Consider the following 23,792-nt stretch of genomic DNA (forward strand, 5'->3'; position numbering starts at 1 on the left):
AATATAAACTTATCGGTTTTTCTGTACCTTAGATTGCCACTTGATTAAGACTGGATAGGATATTACCGCTAGCAATATTACTAACGTACCTACATAAAAACCAGTAGTCATACGTTCTTTTTCACCAAATACCAAAAAGGCCAGCGCTATCCCGTATACAGGTTCGAGGTTGACCGTAAGGTTAACCATATACGCAGAAAACTGTTTCATCAGATGTGTACCCATCGAATAGGCGTATACCGTACATACCCACGCCAGTATCAGTATCCATAGCCAGTCAGTACCCTTGGGCCACAATGAGATACCCTGATTCCAGCCCATTGAGTGGAACAGCAAAACAAATACCAAAGAACATACACTAGCCCCAATCATTTCGTAAAATGTAATGACGAAGGCATCGTGCCGGCGCACCAGGCGACTATTAAATACTGTGAAAAGAGAGGCCAAAAACGCGGAGCCCAGCGCCAGGATCAGCCCCAGCGCATGATCAAACTCAAACCGGAATACGATGTAAAGACCCGCTACGGCTACCAGTCCCAGGCCCACTTCTACCGGACGGATGCGCTGCCGGTTGATGGCCGGCTCAACCAGGCTCGTCCAGAGTGAGGCGGTAGACATACCCGCCAGACATACCGAGGCCGTGGCTATCCGGGCCGAAGCAAAGAACAGGATCCAGTGTAGTGAGAGCAGGAAGCCTACCAGCAGCATACGCACGGCATCGGAAGCCGGAATTCGAAATTTCTTTTTTCTTATTAAAAGCACTGCCGCCAGGCCAACGGCTGCCAGTACAGTACGATACAGTACCAGCACAGTGGGTGACACGGATATAAGCAGCCCCAGAATAGCCGTAAAGCCCCAGATAAGTACCAGGAAGTGCAACTGCAGGTACGACCGCAGGGGAGGTGAAGCCGGCTGACTCATCGGGGCAGGGTCTTGAATAGCACCACCCCAATGATGGAAAATACAATGTTAGGCAGCCACACGGCAAACAGGGTATTGATATTACCGGCTTCGGCTACCCCTTTGGACAAGAGGAAGAACAGGATATAGATAAAAGCCAGCAGGAAGCCCATTGCAATCTGCCAGCCCACCCCGCGACGACTTTTACGCGCCGATACAATCACACCGATAGCAGTCAGGATCAGGATGGCGAAGGGTTGCGTAAAGCGGGTGTACTTCTCGATCAGGTATACTTCCACGCCATCGGCTCCCCGGCTCTGCAGCAGCTCGATGTAGTTATTGAGTTCCGGCAGGGTGAAGGTCTCGAAGAGGTTGTAGTTACTCTCAAAGTCCTTCGGGCTCAGGTTGATCGTAGTGTCTACCTCCGTGCCAAAGGTCAGGTTTTCCTGCAGGCTATCGAGCGTCCGTACCCGGTAGTCATGGATCGTCCACTTCTTTTTCTCGGGCTTCCATTCGATGCGGTCAGCCGACAGCTTCTGTACCAGCTTATTATCCCTGATGGTTTCCAGCGTAAATTTATTGCCCGTTTTGGTGGCTACGTTGTAGCTTTCGAGGTAGGCGTATACTTCGGGGGCGATCTTGATGTGTACATTACGCCCATCGTAGAAAAACTCATCCTTGACGTACTGCTGCTCAAACGCATTACGCACCTTGTTGGCTTTGGGAAGTACCCATCCCACCAGGTAGAAAGTCAGGAGCCCCAGCACCGTAGCCCCCATAAAGTACGGCAGCAGCAATCGGCCGAAGCTGATACCGGTACTCAGCATGGCGACGATTTCGGTGCGGGCGGCGATGCGGGAAGTAAAGAATACCGTCGCTATGAACACCATCAACGGACTGATGTAGTTGGCCCAGTAAGGGATCAGGTTGAGGTAGTAGTCAAATATGATAGCTCGCGCGGGAGCCTGCTTGTTGATGAAGTTATCTATCTTCTCGGTGTAGTCGATCACACAGATAATCAGCACGATCACCATTGCCACAAACACGTACGTCAGCAGGAAGTTCTTAAGCAGATAGCGATCCAGTATTTTCAGTTTCATAGGGGCGGATACAGTCCTTACAGACGTTGTACAAGTACATTCCTGGACACTTCTTGACTTATAAACAAAGTGCGCTGGCTGTTGATCTGGATTTGGGCTGATTTATCAAATTCGTTTACTTCTTTTATTTCTATCTCACAACCCAGGGTAAGTCCGGAGCGGTCGAGGTGCTGCAGAAAAGCCGGTGTATGCTCCAGTACCCCCATCATCAGGGCTCTGTGACCCAGCGGAATGTCCGACAGTTTCAGGTAATCAGGTGCAGGCATATTGCCTTTGGCATCGGGGATCGGATCGCCGTGCGGGTCAAACTGCGGATGGTCCAGGTAGGCATCCAGGCGTTCGACCAGCCGATCCGACGGGATGTGCTCCAGCTCTTCGGCTATATCGTGTACCTCATCCCAGCCAAAGCCCAGTTTCTCCACCAGAAAAACCTCCCACAACCGGTGCTTACGTATCACCTTCAGAGCTACCTTCTGGCCTTCCTCCGTGAGGCGCACCCCCTGGTACTTCTTATAGTGAATCAGCCCCTTTTCGGCCAGTTTGCGAAGCATATCCGTAACCGAAGCCGCCCGGGTAGCTGTACTTTCAGCCAGTGCATTGGTACTGACTTCCAGATCGTCCCGACCCGACAGGTTATGGATAATTTTCAGATAATTTTCTTCCGTGAATGAATTCTGCATTTTGGCCGACTCTGGTTGCAAGGCATTTCTTACTCCTAATAACGCAAAAGTACGATTTACTTATTATAATTAAAAAAATTTAGGGCTGTCTAAAAATGTATTTAAACTTATTTTTATATTTGCTTTGACTTAGTAGAAACTTATTTTAAGACAATTAGTTAAAGCTACTGACTATGGATAATGGCTTACTCTCACATATGCCCCTAATGAACGAAGAACGGCCCTCGACCCCGGGGGCAACCCGGAAGGGGCTTCCTTCGCTGCCTGAAGTACATGCATCCATCGAGGTACCGGAAGGAGTTGGTTTTTGGAAAAAAATGAGGGCTTTCATAGGCCCTGGATTGATGGTAGCGGTCGGGTATATGGACCCCGGCAACTGGGCTACCGATATAGAGGGAGGCTCGCGGTTTGGTTATACGTTACTGTCAGTGATCCTGATCTCGAACCTGTTTGCAATGTTGCTGCAGCACCTGTCATTAAAGCTGGGTATCGCCACCGGGCGTGACCTGGCCCAGGCCTGCCGCGACTACTACTCACGCCCGGTAGCTTTCGGGCTGTGGGTACTGTGCGAGATAGCTATAGCGGCTACTGACCTGGCCGAGGTGATCGGCTCGGCCATCGCGCTGAACCTGCTCTTTGGCCTGCCTCTGCCCGTAGGTGTAGTCCTGACCGGACTGGACGTGCTGCTGATCCTGTATTTTCAGCATAAGGGATTCAGGGTACTGGAGAGCATCGTAGGTGGGCTCATTGGTATCATCCTGGTGAGCTTCGTGTACGAGTTGATCGTTTCGCAACCTTCGGTGTCCGGTATTCTGGGCGGACTGGTACCCCAGTCGCAGATCGTGACCGATCCGTCGATGCTGTACATCGCTATAGGTATTCTGGGAGCTACCGTGATGCCCCACAACCTGTACCTGCACTCAAGTATCATCCAGACCCGCGCCTATAAGCAGGACCATGCCAGCAAAAAGAGCGCGATCAGGTTTGCCACCATCGACTCCACCGTTTCGCTGGCGCTGGCCTTTATTATCAATGCGTCTATCCTGATTCTGGCGGCGTCGGCTTTTCATGGTAAGGGGCACTTTGGTGTAGCGGATATTACCGATGCCTACCACCTGCTCGATCCCCTGCTGGGTGTAAAGCTGGCTAGCATATTCTTTGCGGTGGCTCTGCTGGCATCGGGTCAGAACTCTACCCTGACGGGTACTCTGGCCGGGCAGATCGTGATGGAGGGCTTCCTGAACCTACGCCTCAGGCCCTGGTTGCGCCGGCTGATTACGCGCCTTATAGCCATAGTGCCGGCCCTGATTGTAGCCATCCTGTACGGTGAGAAAGGTACTACGGAGCTGCTGGTACTGAGCCAGGTGATCCTGTCACTGCAGCTGAGCTTTGCGGTGGTGCCGCTGGTGATGTTTACCAGCAACAAGAGCCTGATGGGACGCTTTGCCAACAGCCGTGGACTTACCGTTCTGAGCTGGGTAATTGCCCTGATCATCATGGTACTGAACGGATATCTGCTGCTGAATACCCTGTTATAGTACCTTCCTGCGTGTATCAGTAAAATTAAAGCGCTAAGAGTAAAATCTTTGCAAGGGGTTTCATAACTTTCGCCGCTTTTTTAGGGAGAATATAAAATGGATACCCACAAACATACTGACAGAATTTCATTAGCGGGGTCATTAGTTGCATTAGGTATTATCTATGGTGATATCGGGACCTCTCCCCTTTATGTAATGCAGGCTATTATTGGTGAGTCAGGTATCACTGACGAGATTGTATACGGAGCTTTGTCGTGTATAATCTGGACACTTACCCTTCAGACTACTATTAAGTACGTGATCCTGATACTCAGGGCCGATAACCGTGGTGAGGGTGGTATATTTGCCCTTTTTGCTCTGGTTCGGCGACACGCCAAGTGGCTTACCGTACCGGCCATAATCGGGGGTAGTACTTTATTAGCCGATGGTGTTATTACGCCTCCTATTTCGGTATCATCAGCTATTGAGGGACTTGAGATACTCTATCCGACTATCGAGACCATACCCATTGTAATTGGTATCATTACGCTGCTGTTTCTGGTTCAGGCTTTTGGTACTCAGATGGTTGGCAGGGCTTTTGGCCCCATTATGATTGTCTGGTTTTCGATGCTGGCCGTCTTAGGTACCAGCCAGATCATCAGTCATCCGGAAGTACTTAAGTCTTTTAACCCGTACTACGCCTACTTATTACTGGCTGAGCATCCCGGCGGATTGTGGCTATTGGGTTCAGTATTTCTGTGTACTACGGGAGCCGAGGCCTTGTATTCCGATATGGGGCACTGCGGCAGGGGCAATATCCGGGCTACCTGGCTGTTCGTTAAGATTGCGCTATTGCTCAACTATCTGGGACAGGGGGCGTGGCTCATAACACATGCAGGAGAATTTCTGCACGGTCGCAAGCCTTTCTACGAAATTATGCCCAGCTGGTGGCTACTGCCGGGTATTGTCATTGCTACCTCAGCGGCTATTATTGCCAGCCAGGCCATGCTTACCGGCTCGTTTACACTTATATCAGAAGCCATCCGGCTTAACTTCTGGCCCAAGGTTCGACTGGTATATCCTACCAATGAGAAGGGCCAGCTATACGTGCCCAGTATCAACTGGCTGATCTGGGCCGGCTGTGTAGGCGTGGTGCTTTACTTCAAGGAGTCGGCCAATATGGAGGCGGCCTACGGACTGGCTGTTAATATGACCATGATCATGACCACCTTCCTGATGACCTACTACCTGTACGTACATCGGGTAAATATGTGGTGGGTAATCGGGTTTCTGGTCCTTTACTTGTCGATTGAGCTGTCATTCCTGGGGGCCAACCTGCTTAAGTTTATGCATGGTGGTTGGGTATCGTTGCTGGTAGCCAGCCTTGTTGCCATCATCATGACCGTCTGGCTCAGGGCCTTTTACATTAAGCTACGACTTACCGAATACGTCAAGTTGGACGACTACTTGCCGGCGCTGCGTGAGCTGAGCAACGATATCAGCATTCCGAAGTATACGACGCACCTGGTATTCATGTCCAATGCATCACGGGTGTCGGAGATCGAAAGTAAGATTATCTACTCCATCTTTCAGAAACGTCCCAAACGGGCGGATATCTACTGGTTTGTCCACGTAGAGACCACCGACGATCCCTATACCATGGAGTATAAGGTAAATGTGATCGCCGAAGATGACGTGATCAAGGTAACCTTCCGGTTAGGTTTCCGGGTGGAGCAGCGCATCAACATGTTCTTCCGCCGGGTAATCGAAGATATGGTGAAGAACAAAGAGGTGGACATCACCAGCCGCTACGAGTCGCTCAACCGGCACAACATTACGGGTGATTTCCGATTTGTAGTACTCGAGCGCTTCCTCTCCGTGGAGAACGACCTGCCTTTCTTCGAGCGGCTGGTTATGAAGGCCTACTTCGGCATCAAGAGCATCACTACTTCTGAGGATAAGTGGTTTGGGCTGGAAAGTAGCTCCGTAAAAGTAGAAAAGGTACCGTTGGTGATTCGTCCGATCGAGAACGTCAAGTTAAAGCGGGTATATAGCTAATCATTTGCTCTGTCATAGCCTTACAGGCCATCGGTTCGAAAGAGCCGGTGGCTTTTTTTATGGCTAATTTCATAACTCTGGCTCCCCTTCGGTGGTAGTAGACATATTGTTTCACTTCTATAAAGTCAAGCAGAAGAATGTAATGGCAGCTGAAACCTATGAACATGATTCCTATCTGTCTGATTGGATAGCTAAGTACCTGCCTCTGGTGCTATCAGTATGTATACTAGGCGGAGGGGTACTCTGCTATTTTATTATTCCAGACTTTCAGCGGTTTTGCCGGGAGGCCTGGCAGGTACTGACCAGTAGTGATGAAGGCCGCATCGCCCGGTGGATCGCCCGGTTTGGCTTTTGGGGGCCCATGCTGCTGCTGGTTCTGTTCATTGTCCAGATGCTGGCCTTTGTACTGCCGTCCTGGCTGCTGATACTGGTATGTACCATTGCCTACGGTCCCTGGTGGGGGAGCGGTCTGGCCCTGCTCGGCATCCTGTTTGCTTCTCTGGTTGCCTATTTTATTGGAAAGGGACTAAGCGAGCACACCCTGCTGGCCCTGCTCGGCGAGAAGTCAGAACACAAAATGCGATCCTACCTCGAGAACTACGGACTGGGTACTGTCATCGTGTTCAGGCTGGTCCCTTTTCTTTCCAACGATACCATCAGCTTCGTAGCCGGACTTACCCGTATGAACTTCTGGCGGTTTATGATGGGGACAGCCATTGGCATCAGCCCACTGATCATGCTGCTGGCGTATCTGGGAGAAGACATGCAGCGGCTGAAGCAAGGACTGATCTGGGCGAGTGTAGTCTGCATCGTGGGGTTCTTTGGGTATGTGTGGTGGGATAAAACCCGGGGGCCGGAGGCCCGCAGTAAGGCGCAGGAGTAAGTACCGGGGAGGCACCGGGTATAGTAGAAGCCCCTGATCGTCCACTTTATCATGTAGCTAAATTATTCTATCACATACAAAACCAAACTAGACATGAAGTACAGAAGGCTTGGGAAAACTGAATTTAGAGTGTCCGAAATCAGCCTGGGTACCTGGCAGGTAGGAGGGAAATGGGGAGAGGATTTTAGCCACGAAAGAGCAGATGAGATACTGAATACGGCGGTAGACGCCGGCATTAACTTCATAGACACGGCCGATGTGTACGGAGGGGGCGAGAGCGAAAAGGCGGTGGGCAGGCTGGTACGTAACCGCTCGGAGCAGATCTACGTCGCTACCAAGTGCGGCCGGCAACTGAGTCCCCACGTCAATGACTCGTACAAGCCCGATGCACTAAGAAAGTTTGTGGAAAGCAGCCTCAAGAATATGAACCTGGAGCGGCTGGATCTGATCCAGCTCCACTGTCCACCCACGGAGGTGTACTACCGCCCTGAGATATTCGAAATGTTTGACCGCCTCAGAGACGAAGGAAAGATCGACCACATGGGCGTTAGTGTCGAGAAGGTAGAAGAGGCGCTGAAGGCCATCGAGTACCCCAACGTCTCGACAGTACAGATTATATTCAATATGTTTCGTCAGCGGCCCGCGGAGCTATTCTTCGGAGAGGCCAGCCGCCGGGATGTAGGCATTATAGTGCGGGTACCTCTGGCCAGTGGCTTGCTGACGGGGAAGTTTGATGAGCAGTCGACCTTCGACAAAGGGGACCACCGTAACTTCAACCGCAACGGCGACGCCTTTGATAAGGGTGAGACATTCTCCGGTATAGATTATCAGACGGGCGTAGAGGCCGTACGCGAACTGAAAGAGGTATTTCCGGCCTACGAGAACCTGGCTCCGGTGGCGCTCCGGTGGATTCTGGATTTCAACGAAGTCAGCTGCATTATACCGGGCGCTTCGCGTCCGGCTCAGGTAATTTCCAACCTTCATGCGAAGGAGATACCGATGTTATCGTCGGCCCAGCTGACGGCCGTGCAGGATATCTACGAACGCCGCATCCGAAACCAGGTACATCACCTCTGGTAGTACTTTTCTATTTCACAAGCATACTTGCGTGGGGAGGCTGTTGTAACAGCCTCCCCATTGTTTTGATGGCCAACTACTCATCCCACAGCTGAGCGGTAGTAGTATAGTAGGCGCCTTCCCTGGCCCAGGTGCTGCCGTTGACATACCGGAAGTGACGGTCCAGTTCGGCGATCTGTGCCATATCATCCTCGTCTAGTTCCACGGCGACAGCTTCCAGATTCTGACGCAGTCGCTCAGGACTCACCGACTTAGGTATTACCGAAGTACCTCTAATGACACCCCAGCTAAGCAGAACCTGAGCAGGAGTGCAGCTGTGCTTTTCGGCAATGGAGGCAATGGTAGCATCCTGTAGCAGCACGGGGTCGTCTGATTTGACCAGGTGTACGGGGCGGTCGCTGGAGCCAAGGGGCGAGTAGGCCGTGATATGTATATTGACGTTCTTACAGTAGTTCAGCAGTACATTCTGCTGCAGGTACGGGTGCATCTCCACCTGGTTCATCTCGGGGTGGATTCGGGCTGTTTCTAGTAGGTTACTGAGCTTTTCCATGCTGAAGTTAGACACGCCTATATGACGGGCCAGCCCCTGATCCACACACTGCTCCATACCTTCCCAGGTTTCGGAAAGGGGTACTTCATCCAGACTCAGAAAATCTTCCGCGCTGCTCGGAAATCCCACCCCCTCCCTCAGGGCTACCGGCCAGTGGATAATGTACAGGTCCAGGTAATCCAGGCTGAGGTCCTGCAGGGTTTTCTGCAGGGCAGGTACTACCTGTTCGCGGCGGTGAGCGTTGTTCCATAGCTTGGAGGTCACCCACAGGTCTTCACGCTTTACGATGCCTGACTCCATAGCATCTTTGAAAGCCTGGCCTATTTCCGCTTCATTACCATAAATAGCCGCACAATCAATGTGACGATATCCGATCCGCAGGGCTTCCATCACCGCCCGGTACACTTCGCCTTCCTTGGACTTCCAGGTACCCAGTCCAATAGCTGGCATGGTATCGCCATTCTTGAATTGTAATGTTTTCATTAGGAGTAGTGGTTAGAATTAGTTTGTAAGAATGATGAGTTTAAGATGGTCGGGTAAAGCAGAGCCTCTTGCGGGGTCAGTAATACAGCCCTGGTGGCTACTATCCTGCTCTGTCCAAAGACCGTTTCTTCTGGTAAGAGCGTGCAGATCCGGTACTACCGGGTCGTTTCAGCCGCCACCAGAGCATGCCCTCTACTTCCTGATACTGCTCAAAGTTGAGCTTCAGCAGGGTGCGCTGGGAGGCCAGATTATCTTGCTCGGTTTCGGCCAGAATACATGCAACTCGTGGCTGGTCAAACGCCCACTGGATTACGCCTCTGAGTGCTTCGGTCATGTAGCCCCGGTTTTGGAAAGTATCGTAGGTTCCGTATCCTACTTCTATTTCACCCGCGTCGTTAGGCTCGCCCTTGAAGCACAAATCGCCTACAATCACGTTTTCTTTTTTGTGTATAATGGTCCAGAGGGTAAAGAAAACCGGAATTCTGAACAGCCCGTCAATGGTGGGCAGGAGCATAACTTCCAGGGCTTCGGTCAGAGCCGGTGGTATGGTACGGGGAATGGGCTTTACCCCCAGGTCCTCTTCCAGCGAAAAATCTGTACGACTGTACATCTTAAGCTGTCGTTGCGTCAGGGGTACTATATAGAATTGTTCAGTTTCTACTAGCGGAGTTGTCATAGATTCAATAAGAGGTGTGGGGGCAAAATTATATATTGTCTGTTTTCAAACTACCCAGGCTGCCCAAAATGAGCCGCATGGGTAGTAGGTTCAGCAGGGTAACTGTCTGAGTGGTTGGCCGGTCGCTAATCTACTGCCAAAAAGACTATGGATTAACTTAAGCAAAGTATTATAGTTAAAAATGGTGAACGGCATTTTTACAATTTATCTAAAATGATAACTTTGAGCACCGGAGTTTAGTTATAGGACTCGGACATTCTTTCATTCAACTCAAAATCCATGAAAATACTCATTACCGGAGGAGCCGGGTTCGTGGGGTCATCGTTGGCAATTTCGCTCAAAAAAAGTTATCCTGATTATCAAGTATTCGCACTGGACAACCTCAAGCGCAGAGGATCCGAGCTCAATTTGAGCCGCCTCAAGCAGGCTGGTGTCGAATTTATGCACGGTGATATCCGGAGCAAAGAAGATTTTGATGCCCTGCCCGCTGTGGACAAAGTCATTGAAGCATCGGCAGAACCATCGGTATTGGCCGGATTGGACGGTACTCCCGACTACCTGATCAACACCAACCTGTTTGGTACGGTCAACTGTCTCAACTACGCGCTCAAGCACAAGGCTGACTTTATATTTCTGTCGACCAGCCGCGTATATCCAATCAAGACCATCGAAACGCTGAATTTCGTGGAGGAAGAAACGCGCTTTGCGCTTTCCGACGATCAGCCGGTACCGGGTGTATCATCCAAAGGAATTGCTGAAAACTTCCCCCTCGACGGAGCCCGTTCCCTGTATGGTACTACCAAGCTGGCTTCGGAGCTGCTGATTCAGGAGTACAATGAGTTTTATGGACTCAAGACGGTAATTAACCGCTGCGGAGTACTGACCGGCCCCTGGCAAATGGGTAAGGTGGATCAGGGAGTGATGGTGCTATGGATAGCCAAGCACTACTTCGAGCAGCAACTGGGCTACTTCGGGTACGGTGGTACCGGTAAGCAGATCCGCGACATGCTGCACATCGATGACCTCTACCGCCTCATCGACTGGCAACTGCACAACCTGGATCAGGTAAATGGCGAAATCCTGAACGCAGGAGGTGGCTTGGAAAGCAGCGCTTCTCTGCAGGAGCTGACCAAGATCTGCCAGGAGGTAACTGGTAAAACCATTCCGATCAAATCCGTTGCGGAAACCCGTACCGCTGATATTCGCCTGTACGTGACTGATAACTCCAAGGTTACCGCCATGACCGGCTGGAAGCCCGAAATCGGGATTCGTAAGATCGTGGAGGATATCGCCGCCTGGCTAGCCGAGAACGAAAAGGACCTGGCACCAATCCTGAAATAGATAAAAGGAACTATATGCTTTAAAGGGCAGAGTACCCGTATTTTTCGGGTACTCTGCCCTTTGGTTCTTATTTCGCTGCCTCAGCAGGCCATAGCCCCGCTATTTTGGTTATATAATTCTATCCATCTACCGAATGAGCTATGAAGATTATTGAATGCCCCCGGGACGCCTGGCAGGGGTACCAGCCATTCATACCTACCGATAAGAAGGTACAGTACCTCAATACCCTGCTTCAGGTTGGTTTTGATACCATCGACTTCGGGAGCTTTGTGTCAGCCAAAGCTATGCCCCAGGTGAGTGATACGGAGGTAGTAGTCAGGCAACTGGATCTATCAGGTACCAATACCCGCCTGCTCGCTATAGTAGCCAATGAGCGGGGAGCACAGCAGGCTTGTCAGTTTGAGCAGATCACCTATCTGGGGTACCCGTTTTCTATTTCCGAGACATTTCAGTTACGCAATACCAATGCTACCATTGAGGAGTCGGTGGGTAGGGTAGAGGCAATTCAGAGGCTGTGCCGGCAGCATGGCAAGGAGCTGGTGATCTACATCTCCATGGGCTTCGGCAATCCGTATGGCGATGCCTGGGATGCCGGTATAGCTCTGCACTGGGTAAAGCAGCTTGCTGCTCTGGGCATCCGAACCTTCTCCCTCGCCGATACCGTGGGTGTCGCCTCGATGAATGATATTCAAACAGTTTTCAGCCAGCTTATTTCTTCCCGTCCTGATCTGGAGTTTGGCGCTCATTTTCACACCACTCCCGCTGGGTGGCGCGCTAAGGTAGCTGCTGCCTATGAGGCAGGCTGCCGCCGGTTCGACGGGGCCTTGTTTGGCTACGGGGGCTGCCCTATGGCTCAGGACGAACTCGTAGGCAACATGCCCACCGAGAACCTGCTGGACTTTGTACAGGAAAATCAGGAACTGATCGCGCTGGACTATGAGGCCCTGGCTGAGGCAAAGCGCCTATTTTCGAAGCTTGTAGGTACTTAGCTTACATGGGCTAGCTTCTTCCTGCGAAATTCTTTATCATCTGATGACGCTAACACCTAACACCTGCTTATGCGCTTTTATACCAAAGAAGATATTCAGGCTTTCAATCAGATTTCATTCAACTACATCAAAGCCACACAGGACGGGCATGTCTTCCGGATCACGCTCAACCGTCCGGTGAAGCGTAATGCCTTCACACCTACCATGGCTCAGGAGATTACCTATGCGCTGGCGTATGCCCATTATAGTGACGATGTGTGGTGTGTCGTAGTGGATGCTGAGGGACCGGTATTCTGTGCGGGAGCTGATCTCAATGCCTTTCATGATCCTACCATAGACCAGGCTAATGATGGCCTGCCTACTCCCCATGTACCCATTACACTAGGAGATGCATTTGCTGACCTGTCTAAGCCCTGTATTGCGCAGGTAGAGGGAGCGGTATTGGCGGGAGGCTTCCTGATTATTGCCGGCTGTACTTTTGTGGTGAGTGTACCTGAGGCTACCTTTGGACTACCGGAAGTAAAGCGGGGTATATGGCCGATGCAGGTAATGGCCTCGCTGCTGCGAATCATGCCTCCCCGGAAGGTACTTGAGATATGTATTACCGGTAAATCCTTCTCGGCTGATGAGGCTTTGAGCCTAGGCTTAGTAACGCAGGTGGTAGAAAATACGCAGATAAAGAATGAGGTAGCTGAACTGGCCCGACAGATCTGTCAGAATGCACCCTTGGCCATCAAAGTAGGCATGGAGACATTCAATCGGTTGTTTAGTGTTCCGGAGGAAGAAAAGCATACCTTTCTGAAAGCACAACTGAATAAAGTAGTGCTGTCAGAGGATGCAAAAGAAGGCATTGCCGCCTTTAGGGAAAAGCGACAGCCCAATTGGAAAGGAAAGTGAAACAATGTAACAAGTACTAGCTGGTACCTGCTGCCTTAGCCGATCTGAGCCAGATCGATCTCTTCCCCGAACTGGTTGTGGAACTTGAAGTCCACTACCCCAAGCGAGCTATCCGGCATTAGCTTCACCCATGTCTTGTACTTAAAGAACCACTTCACCTGCTGTGACATCAGGCCCTTGGTAAAGTACGAGTGCAGGAAGGGATGCAGAGATATACTGATCCCGCGTTCGTTCTGCTTGGTCAGGATGTAGTCCAGATTGTTCAGAATAATGTCCGATACCAGTATACTGGCCTGGATGGTACCTGTTCCACCGCAGGTAGGGCAGGTTTCGCGGGTAACGATATTGAGCTCGGGGCGTACACGCTGACGCGTGATCTGCATCAAACCGAATTTCGACAGGGGCAGGATGGTGTACTTCGAGCGGTCGGTTCTCATTTCATCCCGCATGACATCATGAAGCTTCTTCTTGTTTTCAGCTTTCTTCATGTCAATAAAGTCCACCACGATAATACCCCCCATATCGCGCAGACGGAGCTGACGGGCAATTTCCTTAGCAGCTTCCAGGTTTACGCTGAGAGCAGTTGCCTCCTGGTCTTCTTCGGTATTGGACTTATTGCCACTGTTGACGTCAATAACGTGCAGCGCTTCGGTATGCTCAATGATGAGGTACCCACCGCCGGGCAGGCTTACTGAGCGGCCAAAGAGCGACTTGATCTGCTTCTCCAGTCCGAACTGTTCGAATATCTTGTTCTTTCCGGCATGCAGCTTCACAATATGCTCTTTCTCGGGAGCGATGGACCGGATATAGTTTTTGATATCCTCGTATACATCTTTGGAATCTACGGTGATGCTGTCGAATGACTCATTCAGCATATCACGCAGAATGGACGAAGCACGGTTCATCTCGCCGATGATACGGTCGCGGGGCTTGGCGTCCCGCAGGGCTTTGATACCCTTATCCCACTTTTCAAGGCAGTTCTGAAGGTCTCTGTCAAGTTCCTCCACATCGTGACCCTGGGCTACCGTACGAACGATCACCCCAAAGTTGGCGGGCTTGATAGAAGAAATAAGTCGTTGCAGACGCGTGCGTTCCTGCTTGTCGGTGATCTTCTTGGAGAGGTTGACCGAGTTAGAGAAAGGTACCAGTACTATGTAGCGTCCGGCAATGGAGATGTCGCACGAAAGGCGGGGACCCTTGGTAGAGATAGGTTCTTTGACCACCTGTACCAGTATGGGCTGATTCTTGGAGAGTACTTTGTCAATCTTGCCCAGCTTATCAATCTCGGGTTCCATTTTGAAGTTGTTAAACCTCCCCGTGTTGACGCGTTTGGCAATGACGTCTTTGGTAAACTTGTTAAGGGAATTGATATTAGGCCCCAGATCGAGGTAATGCAGGAAGGCATCCTTTTCGTATCCCACATCCACAAATGCGGCATTCAGCCCCGTTACCAGTTTTTTTACCGTACCGAGATAGATATCTCCTACAGTAAAGCTCTGATCGGGTTCTTCAACGTGGTATTCTAATAGGCGTTTACTCTGCAAAAGGGCTATACGTTCCCCTTTTTGAGTTGAATTTATTATTAATTCGTTACTCAATGTACAACCAATTAATTGGCCTGAAATAGTTATTAATTGTACACACGATGTGGTAGATCAGGTGTGTAAACAGGAAGTGGTCTGGATAAAGGTAAAACCGGACCGTGGCTTAGCCTGACCAATCCGGTTTTACACATTCATTACTTCTTCTTGTGTCTGTTCTTTCTTAGACGCTTCTTTCTCTTATGGGTAGCAATCTTGTGTCTTTTTCTTTTCTTTCCGCAAGGCATAGCTTTTGACGGTTATTAGGTTAAAAAATAAAAATTAATCAATCTGGTGAGTACCGGCAGGCGGTACCTTATTACTTTAGTCGCTGTTCCAGCTCGACGATGGCTTGCTGGATCACCGGATCAGTTTCCTTCTTTTTTACTTCGGCTAGTACCTTACGAGCTTCGTCGTTACGTCCCAGTTCTACCAGGCTCACACCCAGATAAAACTGCGCCTTGGTGTTTGAAGGGTTATTTAGGATGATCTGCTGAAAACGTTCCACCGCTTTGGAGTACTGGTTGGAGCGCATCGACAGAATTCCCAGGTTGAACAACGCTAACTCATTGGTAGGATCGGTATCAAGGATCTCCCTTAGCATCATGATGCCCTGCATGGGTGAAGCAGAATTGACATACGTCATGGCCATATTAGCCTTCGCTGCCAGCAGGCCAGGGTTTTGATCCAGGGCTTTCTGATAGTATTCCCGGGTTTTTTCTCCCATCCTCTTTGCCTTCGATTCATCTACGGCAAATCCAAACGCCTCATAGTAACGATCACCTGCGCGTAGCCAGCTCTCAACGGTCGGGCTAAGCAAGGCGGCCTGTTCGGCATAGTAAGCAGCACTGTCAAACTTCTGATACTGTGCAAAAGCGTCTGAAAGCTTGGCGGCGGCCGCTATTCGGTCACCCGCGGTAGCCTGGTTATAGCCAGTCCGGAGTGTCTCAATTTTTTGTTGCTGCTCAGCAGTTAAGGCCTGGCTGGAATGGTCATTGTTGGCGCTTTCGGCCAGATGTCCCTCGCTTGCCGGCTCCTGAGCGGCGGTTTGTTCGGTACTCACTTTCTGGTTTTTGGTGTTCACAACTACCTTGGGCAGGCTATACAAAGTCCCGACCAATGCGACCGCTGAAACACAAACCAGAATGATTGACCTTTTCATAGTTAACGTATTGAATTGCCCTTACAATGGTAAGGCAGATTACTTTTCAACGACAGCTTTCAGCCGTTCGCTGGTCTTTACCTGCTCAACGAACACTTTAGCTGGTTTGAAGCTTGGTACGAAGTGCTCATCGATAATCATGGAAGTACCCTGCGAGATATTGCGGGCTACTTTGCGGGCGCGCTTCTTGTTGATGAAGCTGCCGAATCCTCTCACATAAAGATTTTCGCCTTCAGCGAGTGAATCTTTAACAACGGTGAAGAATGTTTCGAGGGTTTGCTGAACGTCAGCCTTGTCCACACCGGTTTTCTCAGAAATTTGAGCGATTACGTCTGCCTTAGTCACTGTGTTTACTAACTTTAAAGTGTATTACTTTATTTAAAAAAATTACCTCTTGATTTTTTTGGGAGTACAAAGGTAGCGCAAATTTACTAAAACTTAAAAGGGTTACTTTTCCCTTTTTTATATAAATCACTAAAAAACAGGAAGTAAAAGTTGAGAATGAGCAGCAAGGATGTCTCCGGATTCAGAGAATTTAGTACTATACTAATAAAGTGGTATCACCGTCACCATCGCGATTTGCCCTGGAGACGTACGAATGATCCCTATAAGATATGGCTCTCGGAGATCATACTACAGCAGACCCGCGTGGTGCAGGGAATGCCCTACTACCTGCGGTTTGTGGAGCAGTACCCTACCTTGCCTGACCTGGCGGCCGCGGACGAGAAGGAGGTACTGCGGCTGTGGCAGGGACTGGGCTACTACTCGCGGGCCCGCAACATGCACCAGACGGCCCGGCTGATCGTGCAGGAGCAGGGGGGGCAGTTTCCGGGTTCGTACGCGGAGCTGCTCAAGCTGAAAGGAATAGGAGCCTATACGGCCGCAGCCATTGCCAGCTTTGCCTATAACGAAGCCGTAGCGGCCGTGGATGGGAATGTATACCGGGTACTGGCGCGGATCTTCGGAGTCGAGACCGATATTACCAGCAGCGCGGCCAAGAAGGAGTTTTCGGCGCTGGCGCAGCAGCTACTCCTACCTGAGGATGCCGCTACCTTCAATCAGGCCATGATCGAGTTTGGCGCCATCCAGTGCCAGCCCGTGGCGCCCGACTGCCTGCTGTGTCCGTTCAATGATGTGTGTTACGCCTTTCAGCACGGGGCGCAGGCGCGGCTGCCCGTCAAGGGCAAAAAGAATAAGGTACGCGACCGGTACCTCAACTACTTTGTGGTGGAGAAAAACGGGCAACTGGCCCTGCGGGAGCGTACCACTAAGGATGTGTGGCAGGGTATGTATGACTTCTACCTGATCGAGACGCCCGGAGAGCCAACCCACCTGGACGATCTGCTGTCGGACCACGTGCTGGCCCACTGGCTCGAGATGGGCGAAGTAGTACGTACCGCCGGGCCCTACGTGCACCTGCTCTCGCACCAGCGCCTGTATGCCCGCTTCTGGCACATCCGGATGTCGCCGGAGCGGAGTATCCTGCTTCCGGACGAAATGGCTTTCTATGAGGAAGATGAAGTAGAACAGTTGCCCAAACCTGTATTAATAAGTACCTATTTGACCGAAAATTTCTTTAACTTTAACAGGTAGTTCGGAGTACTGGTAAGCCCTTACTATGTACCCGGCAGGCTCCGCTGCTCTTTTACAGAGAAGAGCTGTAGAACAATATCTAATCATAAAACTTAGCTGAAACCAACAACATGGCAGGAAGTGTAAACAAGGTGATTTTGATCGGTAACCTGGGTAGTGATCCTGAGGTTCGTTATCTGGAAGGCGGCTCATCGGTAGCCCGGTTCAACATAGCTACATCGGAATCATACACCAACAAGAGTGGTGAGCGCGTGGAGCAGACCGAGTGGCACCGGATTGAACTATGGGACCGGCTGGCCCAGATTGCCGAGAAGTACCTGCGCAAGGGGAACTCGGTGTACATTGAAGGCCGTATCCGTACCGAAAACTGGACCGACAAAGAGGGACAGCAGCGCTCGGGTGTTACTATCCGTGCTAATACGCTGACCCTGCTGGGCGGCGGCGGTGGTGGTAACAACGGTGGTGGCGGAAACTCTGACTCGGGTAGCTCCGACTCCGGAAACAGCTCGTATGCAGCTCCGGCCCCCAGTCGTCCGGCCAGTGCTCCGGCTGCTCCCCGTCCGCAGGATCCGGTACCTCCCTCGATGGCGTCCGGATCTGACGAAGATGATCTGCCTTTCTGACCTGATACAACTACCTTATACCGAGGCCCCACCCCCGTGGGGCCTTTGATTTTACGCAGGAATTCGTAAATTTATCTCCCTTCCCCAACTACTATTGAAGAAAGATTGTCATATTTCGTGGCGAAATGGACGTGTGGAATGATTTTTAAATAGTTTTCAGTAACGAAAAGTCAACTTCTTTTCATCAGAACTAACCCAGAAAGCACAGTACAGCCAGTGAAAGACCTACCCGATAGTGACGATCCTTTGTCCCGAACGCACGCTACTACCTTTTTTATTCGTCGTGACCTCCTTCCGTTCACGGCTCTGACAGCTTCTGTGTGGTTCGAAGTATTTGCTCCTGAGGTAGCCCTGGTTTCAGCCCTGTTGCTCTTTTCGCTTTTTATATCTGGTCTTAGAGCGGCCTATGCCGCCACTGCCCTGACCGACGCCCCTTGGGAGCGTAAAAACACCTCCGATCTTATTCATCTCGATCGTTCGCAAAAGCTCACTTTATCCGTAGTGCAGCGTATGTCGACGTTGCTGGCCTTTCTGCTGGCGGCCCGTCTGGTGTGGCTGATTTTCTGGACCAGCGAGGATACAGGTTTTCGCTGGGTACCTATCGTTCTACTATGCTTCTGGCTGTGGTGCGATGCGCTGGTACGCTACTACGCCGGCCGCAACGCCCATCGCTTTACCCAACGCATGACTCCCATAGTACGGCCCATCCTGAAGATAATGGCACCCCTGACCCGGACCATCAACTCGGTAGGTACTAAGTGGGGAATACTACTCCCCGAGGGCGTAGAGGCCACCGCCGAGCGCCTGGAGGCGCAGTCGGAGAGTGAGGAAGAGCGAGACCTGCTCCGGGGACTGGCTAATTTTGCCCAGACTACCGCCCGGCAGGCTATGCGCCCGCGGCTCAACATTACGGCTTTTGATATAGAGCTGGATTTCCACGAGCTGATGGATAAGATCAATAAGTCGGGGTACTCGCGGGTACCTGTCTTTCGCGACACGCTGGATTCGGTGGAAGGGATCCTCTACGTCAAGGACCTGCTGCCCCACCTGCACCGCGATGAGCACTTTGCCTGGCAGAAGCTCCTGCGTCAGGCGTATTTTATACCCGAAAGTAAGCGGCTCGACGACCTCATGCAGGAGTTTCAGAACCGGCGCGTACACATGGCCATTGTGGTGGATGAGTATGGAGGGACCAGCGGACTTATTACTCTGGAAGATATCATTGAGGAGATATTCGGAGATATCAACGATGAGTACGATGAGGAGGAGGAGATCAACTTTACACGGGTAGACGAAAAGACTTTTGTATTCGAGGGCAGAGCCGCTATCAATGATTTTTGCCGTATTGTAGGGCTGGATCATGATTACTTTGAAGAGGTAAATAACAACAGTGAATCGCTGGCCGGACTGCTGCTGGAGCTGTTTTCGAGGCTGCCCCGTACCGGCGATCAGGTTACCTTCAGGGATGTGACATTTAAGGTACAGTCGGCCGATAAAAAACGGATCAAGAAAGTAAGGGTACTGGTGGCGTAGCAGATTCTTAAAAAAATAATATTTGTAGTTCACTAAAAAACTTTGCCAAGTCCAAACTTATACGTAATTTTGCCCGGCAAATAACGATAGATTATTTGCTATGAGCACAGCCCCATCCAAAGTCCTCTACGAGGCACTCACCTACGACGACGTTCTTCTATTGCCTGCCTATTCGGAGGTTTTACCACGCGACACTCGTACCAATACCAAGCTTACCCGCAACATCCAATTGAATATACCGCTTATATCGGCGGCTATGGATACCGTTACGGAATACGAACTGGCCATTGCCATGGCGCAGGAAGGTGGTATCGGTATCATACATAAGAATATGACCCTGGAGGCACAGGCTGAGCAGGTACGTAAGGTTAAGCGTTCGGAAAGCGGTATGATCCTGGATCCGATCACGCTGACCAAAGGAGCTACCCTGGGCGATGCGCACCAGATCATGCGTGAACATAAAATCGGGGGCATACCGGTCGTTGACGAAAACAACAGACTCGTTGGTATCCTTACCAACCGTGACCTGCGTTTTCAGCGTGACCTGACCCGCCCCGTTACCGAGATCATGACCAGCGAGAATCTCATTACGGCTTCCGAAGGAATTACAATGGAAGAGGCCGAGACCATCCTGCAGGAATACAAAATTGAAAAGCTTCCGATTGTAAACGGTGATAACCAACTCACCGGACTTATTACCTACAAGGATATCCTGAAGCGTAAGTCGCATCCCAATGCCTGCAAGGACCAGTACGGTCGTCTGCGTGTAGGAGCGGCGGTAGGTGTTACGCCCGACCTGATCAAACGCGTAGAAGCGCTCGTAAAAGCAGGCGTGGACGTAGTTAGCCTTGATACGGCCCACGGCCATTCGCGCGGAGTACTTGACGCAGTAAGATCTATCAAAGAACATTTCCCCAAACTGGAAGTCATTGCCGGGAACGTAGCTACCGGTGAGGGAGCCCGTGCTCTGGCTGACGCCGGTGCCGACGCCGTAAAGGTAGGGGTAGGTCCGGGTAGTATCTGTACTACCCGTATCATTGCGGGTATTGGGGTGCCTCAGCTATCGGCCGTAATGGCTGCTGCCGAGGCTCTGAAAGACACCGACGTACCGGTAATCGCCGACGGTGGTATCCGTTTCTCGGGTGATGTAACCAAGGCCCTGGCCGGTGGCGCCAGTACCGTGATGATCGGCTCTATGCTGGCCGGTACCGACGAGGCTCCGGGCGAAATCGTGATCTATGAAGGACGTAAGTTTAAGATCTACCGCGGTATGGGCTCTATCGAAGCCATGGGCGAAGGTTCTAAAGACCGCTACTTCCAGGACGCCGAAGATGATCTGAAAAAGCTGGTACCCGAAGGAATCGTAGGACGTGTACCTTTCAAGGGCAGCGTATCGGAGATCGTGTACCAGATGGTAGGTGGTCTGAAAGCCGGTATGGGCTACTGCGGTGCCGGTGATATACCCACCCTGCAGAACGCCAGTTTTGTAAAGATCACCTCAGCCGGTGTGAAGGAAAGCCACCCGCACGATGTAATGATCCAGAAAGAAGCTCCTAACTACTCTTCACGGTAGTCGGGCCAGAATATAAGTCACAGCAGCCCCGGAGGTACTACCTACGGGGCTGCTGTGGTATACAACCTGCTCGGTATGACGGTAAATCAGGCGCCTGTTCCACTTTTAAGGTACAAGAGATAACTCAACCTCTCATGAACCGCTTCACTATCAGCTATCTACTGTGTGCAAAGCTGCTGGTACTGGCCCTGCTGACAAACTCATGTAAAAGCCGGGATAGTACGCAGAAGGGAGTGGAAAAGCCGGAGGAGCAAACCATCGCAGTACTGGGCGCACTGCCTCAGTACGTTACTGATCCGCCGGACAACCCCAGTACACCGCAAAAAATTGAGCTGGGGCGGCTCCTGTTTTATGATCCTATACTGTCCGGTAATAAAGATGTTGCCTGCGCTACCTGCCATCAGCCGGAGTTCAACTATGCTGAGTTTCTGGAAACGTCCATTGGGGTCAATGGCATTGGGAGTGGGAGTAAGAGGCACTTTCTGTCGCCCAATGATATTCCCTTTGTCAAGCGTAATTCACAGAGTATCCTGAATACAGCCTTTAACGGGATCCGAAATGGGGAAGCCTATGATCCCACGGTGGCACCTATGTTCTGGGATAATAGAGCCAAAAGCCTGGAAGAGCAGGCACTGCTGCCTATCATGACGTTCGAAGAAATGCGGGGGCACCGCTTTACGGATGAGACGATTCTGGAAGAGGTAGTTGGTAGGTTGCGCGTTATCCCCGAGTACCGGACGCGGTTTGGCGAGGCTTTTAAAGGCGAGCGTAATCCTATTCACGCGCAAAATCTGTCGAAGGCTTTAGCCGCCTACGAAAGAACCCTGATCGCTACTAACTCGAGGTTTGACCAGTACATGCGGGGGGACGCCGACGCGCTATCTGCTAGCGAGCAGGAGGGCCTGCAACTGTTCCTGAAAACGGGCTGCGCCCGGTGCCACTCGGGGCCGATGTTCTCGGACTTTAAGCTCCATACGCTGGGCGTACCGGATACTCCTAATCACAAAGAGTCAGACGCTGGAATTAACCACGACTACGCCTTCCGCACCCCTACGTTACGAAACCTACGGTATACAGCTCCGTACATGCACAGTGGTAGGATAGCTACCCTGGAGCGGGTACTGGAATTTTACGAGGATGTTTCAGGAGGCGAAATCAGTAACCCGCACGTAAAGGCCAACCAAATGGACCCGCTGGCGGTACAGATGAACGTGAGCTTTCAGGATATATCGCGGATCGTAGAATTCCTGAATACGCTCAACGACGACTCCTTTGATAAGACTGTCCCCCAGCGGGTACCTAGTGGGCTGCCGGTAAAAGGTAATGTTAATTAAAAACCCAAATGCCAATATTGCATAGTCATCTAATCACCACCATATCTTCTACTATATGAAATCACTGCATCTAAGACCCCAGATGAAACTTCTGTTCATCAGCTTTGTAGTAGTAACCTTGGGCTGTGTCCTGTTTATTTATGATGTAAAACCCCTGGGGCAGGTATTACTAGCGGCAGGTAGTATTCTGAAGGTATATGCGGTGATCAGAATATTTCTAAAAGTCTATAAAGCAGCCTGAGTAGGGGCGCTATCTAAAATAGAAAAGCGGATGCAGGTACCTGAATCCGCTTTTTATGTATAAGCTCAATAGTAAGTTACTTCTGCTGGATCTGCTCGGCCAGTATGGCAATACCTTCCTGGAAACTACGGGGCTCGTAGCCCAGTACATCGCGTGACTTATCCAGTATAAAGCCGGTACGGGCGGGGCGACGGGCGGGCTGGGTAAAGGTAGTGGAGTCTGCCTCGGCAATAAGAGACTTATTCAGTCCAAAGAAATCAGCCGCCATGATGGCCATCTCGTAAGGCGTGAGCAGGTCTTTGCCTGAGATATTAAAGATACCTTCGGCTTCGCCATCAGCAATAAGGTAGCAACCCATGGCCAGGTCTTCGGCTAGGGTAGGGGTACGCCACTGGTCCGTTACTACTTTGATATTCTTACCCTCTTCCAGCGATTTTTTCACCCACAGGATGATGTTGCTGCGGCTCATGTCATGGGCAATGCCGTAGACTAGTACCGTACGGGCAATAGCCCAGCGGATATTGGAATGAATGACAGCCTTCTCGGCAGCGTACTTGCTCCAGCCGTAGAAGCTGAGCGGATTGGGCTCGGCATCCACATCGTAGGGGCCCGCCGCACCGTCGAAGATAAAGTCGGTGGATACGTGCAGCAGGAACGCATTGGCTGCCTGGCAGGCCTCTATCAGATACTCCACGGCTTTTACGTTCTGAGCCCAGCAGGCTTCTTTCTCGGATTCGCACTGATCTACGTTGGTCATGGCGGCCGTATGGATCACTACCTCCGGACGCGTCTGGAGTACCACCTGGCGTACCTGTTCGGCGTCAGTGATGTCCATGGGGTAGTACTCGTAGCCTTCCGTGAAAGGCAGCCGGTTGTCGCCGCGGGCGGTGGCAATCGGTTGGATATGGGGCTGCTGTACCAGCAGTTCGATGAGCTTCTGGCCCAACAGGCCGTTGGAGCCGGTAATGAGGATACGTTTCTTTTCCAAATTGGTCAGTAGTA

General features: G+C 51.1%; 21 protein-coding genes. 12 read left to right on the forward strand and 9 right to left on the reverse strand.

Going from position 1 to position 23,792, the window contains the following annotated elements; all coding sequences use genetic code 11:
* Window positions 1-9: 9 nt before the first annotated feature.
* The 3 genes from JTN23_RS20150 to JTN23_RS20160 are packed head-to-tail and all read right to left on the reverse strand — an operon-like array spanning window position 10 to window position 2,680.
* Complete coding sequence (locus JTN23_RS20150) at window positions 10-921, reverse strand: DMT family transporter (RefSeq protein ID WP_247236843.1); 912 nt, start codon at window positions 919-921, stop codon at window positions 10-12.
* Window positions 918-1,994, reverse strand: coding sequence for an LptF/LptG family permease (locus JTN23_RS20155; RefSeq protein ID WP_247236975.1), 1,077 nt, complete (start codon window positions 1,992-1,994; stop codon window positions 918-920). Before JTN23_RS20155 ends, JTN23_RS20150 begins: the two co-directional genes overlap by 4 nt.
* A gap of 23 nt (window positions 1,995-2,017) precedes the next feature.
* Entirely contained in the window at window positions 2,018-2,680 is a 663-nt protein-coding gene (locus tag JTN23_RS20160) for a metal-dependent transcriptional regulator (protein ID WP_247236844.1), read from the reverse strand.
* Between the two features lie 206 nt (window positions 2,681-2,886).
* On the opposite strand from JTN23_RS20160, the gene JTN23_RS20165 reads away from it, so the two are divergent.
* The 4 genes from JTN23_RS20165 (at window position 2,887) to JTN23_RS20180 (ending at window position 8,218) form a co-directional block, all read left to right on the forward strand.
* Window positions 2,887-4,218, forward strand: coding sequence for an Nramp family divalent metal transporter (locus tag JTN23_RS20165; protein ID WP_247236845.1), 1,332 nt, complete (start codon window positions 2,887-2,889; stop codon window positions 4,216-4,218).
* A 96-nt stretch (window positions 4,219-4,314) separates the two neighbouring features.
* Window positions 4,315-6,255 carry a KUP/HAK/KT family potassium transporter gene (locus JTN23_RS20170; RefSeq protein ID WP_247236846.1) on the forward strand — a complete coding sequence of 647 codons (1,941 nt, stop codon included), beginning with the start codon at window positions 4,315-4,317 and terminating at the stop codon, window positions 6,253-6,255.
* Between the two features lie 142 nt (window positions 6,256-6,397).
* Window positions 6,398-7,138 carry a TVP38/TMEM64 family protein gene (locus JTN23_RS20175; RefSeq protein WP_247236847.1) on the forward strand — a complete coding sequence of 247 codons (741 nt, stop codon included), beginning with the start codon at window positions 6,398-6,400 and terminating at the stop codon, window positions 7,136-7,138.
* A gap of 93 nt (window positions 7,139-7,231) precedes the next feature.
* Window positions 7,232-8,218 (forward strand): aldo/keto reductase, encoded by a 987-nt coding sequence (locus tag JTN23_RS20180; RefSeq protein ID WP_247236848.1) that lies wholly within the window; start codon window positions 7,232-7,234, stop codon window positions 8,216-8,218.
* 73 nt (window positions 8,219-8,291) lie between these two features.
* Here the strand turns inward: JTN23_RS20180 and JTN23_RS20185 are convergent, their stop codons facing one another.
* On the reverse strand, window positions 8,292-9,248 hold the full coding sequence (locus tag JTN23_RS20185; protein WP_247236849.1) for an aldo/keto reductase: 957 nt from the start codon (window positions 9,246-9,248) through the stop codon (window positions 8,292-8,294).
* A 100-nt stretch (window positions 9,249-9,348) separates the two neighbouring features.
* A complete protein-coding gene (locus tag JTN23_RS20190) occupies window positions 9,349-9,924 on the reverse strand; it encodes a GNAT family N-acetyltransferase (protein ID WP_247236850.1) in 576 nt (191 codons plus the stop codon).
* A 279-nt stretch (window positions 9,925-10,203) separates the two neighbouring features.
* On the opposite strand from JTN23_RS20190, the gene JTN23_RS20195 reads away from it, so the two are divergent.
* The 3 genes from JTN23_RS20195 (at window position 10,204) to JTN23_RS20205 (ending at window position 13,151) form a co-directional block, all read left to right on the forward strand.
* Window positions 10,204-11,265: an NAD-dependent epimerase/dehydratase family protein gene (locus JTN23_RS20195; RefSeq protein ID WP_247236851.1), complete on the forward strand. Its 1,062-nt coding sequence runs from the start codon at window positions 10,204-10,206 to the stop codon at window positions 11,263-11,265.
* Window positions 11,266-11,405: 140 nt separating this feature from the next.
* Window positions 11,406-12,254: a hydroxymethylglutaryl-CoA lyase gene (locus tag JTN23_RS20200; protein WP_247236852.1), complete on the forward strand. Its 849-nt coding sequence runs from the start codon at window positions 11,406-11,408 to the stop codon at window positions 12,252-12,254.
* A 69-nt stretch (window positions 12,255-12,323) separates the two neighbouring features.
* Window positions 12,324-13,151 carry an enoyl-CoA hydratase/isomerase family protein gene (locus JTN23_RS20205; protein WP_247236853.1) on the forward strand — a complete coding sequence of 276 codons (828 nt, stop codon included), beginning with the start codon at window positions 12,324-12,326 and terminating at the stop codon, window positions 13,149-13,151.
* A gap of 35 nt (window positions 13,152-13,186) precedes the next feature.
* Here JTN23_RS20205 and JTN23_RS20210 read toward each other — a convergent pair whose 3' ends face one another.
* The 3 genes from JTN23_RS20210 to JTN23_RS20220 all read right to left on the reverse strand — a co-directional run bounded on the left by JTN23_RS20210 (window position 13,187) and on the right by JTN23_RS20220 (window position 16,238).
* Window positions 13,187-14,749, reverse strand: coding sequence for an Rne/Rng family ribonuclease (locus tag JTN23_RS20210; protein ID WP_247236854.1), 1,563 nt, complete (start codon window positions 14,747-14,749; stop codon window positions 13,187-13,189).
* Window positions 14,750-15,050: 301 nt separating this feature from the next.
* Window positions 15,051-15,893 (reverse strand): tetratricopeptide repeat protein, encoded by an 843-nt coding sequence (locus JTN23_RS20215; protein ID WP_247236855.1) that lies wholly within the window; start codon window positions 15,891-15,893, stop codon window positions 15,051-15,053.
* 39 nt (window positions 15,894-15,932) lie between these two features.
* Window positions 15,933-16,238 carry an HU family DNA-binding protein gene (locus JTN23_RS20220; RefSeq protein ID WP_247236856.1) on the reverse strand — a complete coding sequence of 102 codons (306 nt, stop codon included), beginning with the start codon at window positions 16,236-16,238 and terminating at the stop codon, window positions 15,933-15,935.
* Between the two features lie 156 nt (window positions 16,239-16,394).
* Here JTN23_RS20220 and mutY point away from each other — a divergent pair, with 156 nt between their 5' ends.
* The 5 genes from mutY to JTN23_RS20245 all read left to right on the forward strand — a co-directional run bounded on the left by mutY (window position 16,395) and on the right by JTN23_RS20245 (window position 22,549).
* Window positions 16,395-17,486 carry an A/G-specific adenine glycosylase gene (gene mutY / locus JTN23_RS20225; RefSeq protein ID WP_262918586.1) on the forward strand — a complete coding sequence of 364 codons (1,092 nt, stop codon included), beginning with the start codon at window positions 16,395-16,397 and terminating at the stop codon, window positions 17,484-17,486.
* Window positions 17,487-17,596: 110 nt separating this feature from the next.
* Window positions 17,597-18,109, forward strand: coding sequence for a single-stranded DNA-binding protein (locus JTN23_RS20230; protein WP_247236858.1), 513 nt, complete (start codon window positions 17,597-17,599; stop codon window positions 18,107-18,109).
* Between the two features lie 216 nt (window positions 18,110-18,325).
* Window positions 18,326-19,642 (forward strand): transporter associated domain-containing protein, encoded by a 1,317-nt coding sequence (locus JTN23_RS20235; protein ID WP_247236859.1) that lies wholly within the window; start codon window positions 18,326-18,328, stop codon window positions 19,640-19,642.
* A 100-nt stretch (window positions 19,643-19,742) separates the two neighbouring features.
* Window positions 19,743-21,215 carry an IMP dehydrogenase gene (gene guaB / locus JTN23_RS20240; protein ID WP_247236860.1) on the forward strand — a complete coding sequence of 491 codons (1,473 nt, stop codon included), beginning with the start codon at window positions 19,743-19,745 and terminating at the stop codon, window positions 21,213-21,215.
* Window positions 21,216-21,349: 134 nt separating this feature from the next.
* Complete coding sequence (locus tag JTN23_RS20245) at window positions 21,350-22,549, forward strand: cytochrome-c peroxidase (protein WP_247236861.1); 1,200 nt, start codon at window positions 21,350-21,352, stop codon at window positions 22,547-22,549.
* Between the two features lie 317 nt (window positions 22,550-22,866).
* Here JTN23_RS20245 and JTN23_RS20250 read toward each other — a convergent pair whose 3' ends face one another.
* Entirely contained in the window at window positions 22,867-23,778 is a 912-nt protein-coding gene (locus JTN23_RS20250; protein WP_247236862.1) for an SDR family oxidoreductase, read from the reverse strand.
* Window positions 23,779-23,792: the final 14 nt, after the last annotated feature.

The organism is Telluribacter roseus, from assembly GCF_017355915.2.
Taxonomy (GTDB): Bacteria; Bacteroidota; Bacteroidia; order Cytophagales; family Spirosomataceae; genus Telluribacter.

Excerpts from the sequence above, each read along its gene's own strand:
- JTN23_RS20150 (WP_247236843.1), bottom strand. The coding sequence starts at position 921 with ATGAGTCAGCCGGCTTCACCTCCCCTGCGGTCGTACCTGCAGTTGCAC.
- JTN23_RS20160 (WP_247236844.1), bottom strand. The coding sequence starts at position 2,680 with ATGCAGAATTCATTCACGGAAGAAAATTATCTGAAAATTATCCATAAC.
- JTN23_RS20165 (WP_247236845.1), top strand. The coding sequence starts at position 2,887 with ATGAACGAAGAACGGCCCTCGACCCCGGGGGCAACCCGGAAGGGGCTT.
- JTN23_RS20170 (WP_247236846.1), top strand. The coding sequence starts at position 4,315 with ATGGATACCCACAAACATACTGACAGAATTTCATTAGCGGGGTCATTA.
- JTN23_RS20175 (WP_247236847.1), top strand. The coding sequence starts at position 6,398 with ATGGCAGCTGAAACCTATGAACATGATTCCTATCTGTCTGATTGGATA.
- JTN23_RS20180 (WP_247236848.1), top strand. The coding sequence starts at position 7,232 with ATGAAGTACAGAAGGCTTGGGAAAACTGAATTTAGAGTGTCCGAAATC.
- JTN23_RS20185 (WP_247236849.1), bottom strand. The coding sequence starts at position 9,248 with ATGAAAACATTACAATTCAAGAATGGCGATACCATGCCAGCTATTGGA.
- JTN23_RS20190 (WP_247236850.1), bottom strand. The coding sequence starts at position 9,924 with ATGACAACTCCGCTAGTAGAAACTGAACAATTCTATATAGTACCCCTG.
- JTN23_RS20195 (WP_247236851.1), top strand. The coding sequence starts at position 10,204 with ATGAAAATACTCATTACCGGAGGAGCCGGGTTCGTGGGGTCATCGTTG.
- JTN23_RS20200 (WP_247236852.1), top strand. The coding sequence starts at position 11,406 with ATGAAGATTATTGAATGCCCCCGGGACGCCTGGCAGGGGTACCAGCCA.
- JTN23_RS20205 (WP_247236853.1), top strand. The coding sequence starts at position 12,324 with ATGCGCTTTTATACCAAAGAAGATATTCAGGCTTTCAATCAGATTTCA.
- JTN23_RS20215 (WP_247236855.1), bottom strand. The coding sequence starts at position 15,893 with ATGAAAAGGTCAATCATTCTGGTTTGTGTTTCAGCGGTCGCATTGGTC.
- mutY (WP_262918586.1), top strand. The coding sequence starts at position 16,395 with ATGAGCAGCAAGGATGTCTCCGGATTCAGAGAATTTAGTACTATACTA.
- JTN23_RS20230 (WP_247236858.1), top strand. The coding sequence starts at position 17,597 with ATGGCAGGAAGTGTAAACAAGGTGATTTTGATCGGTAACCTGGGTAGT.
- guaB (WP_247236860.1), top strand. The coding sequence starts at position 19,743 with ATGAGCACAGCCCCATCCAAAGTCCTCTACGAGGCACTCACCTACGAC.
- JTN23_RS20245 (WP_247236861.1), top strand. The coding sequence starts at position 21,350 with ATGAACCGCTTCACTATCAGCTATCTACTGTGTGCAAAGCTGCTGGTA.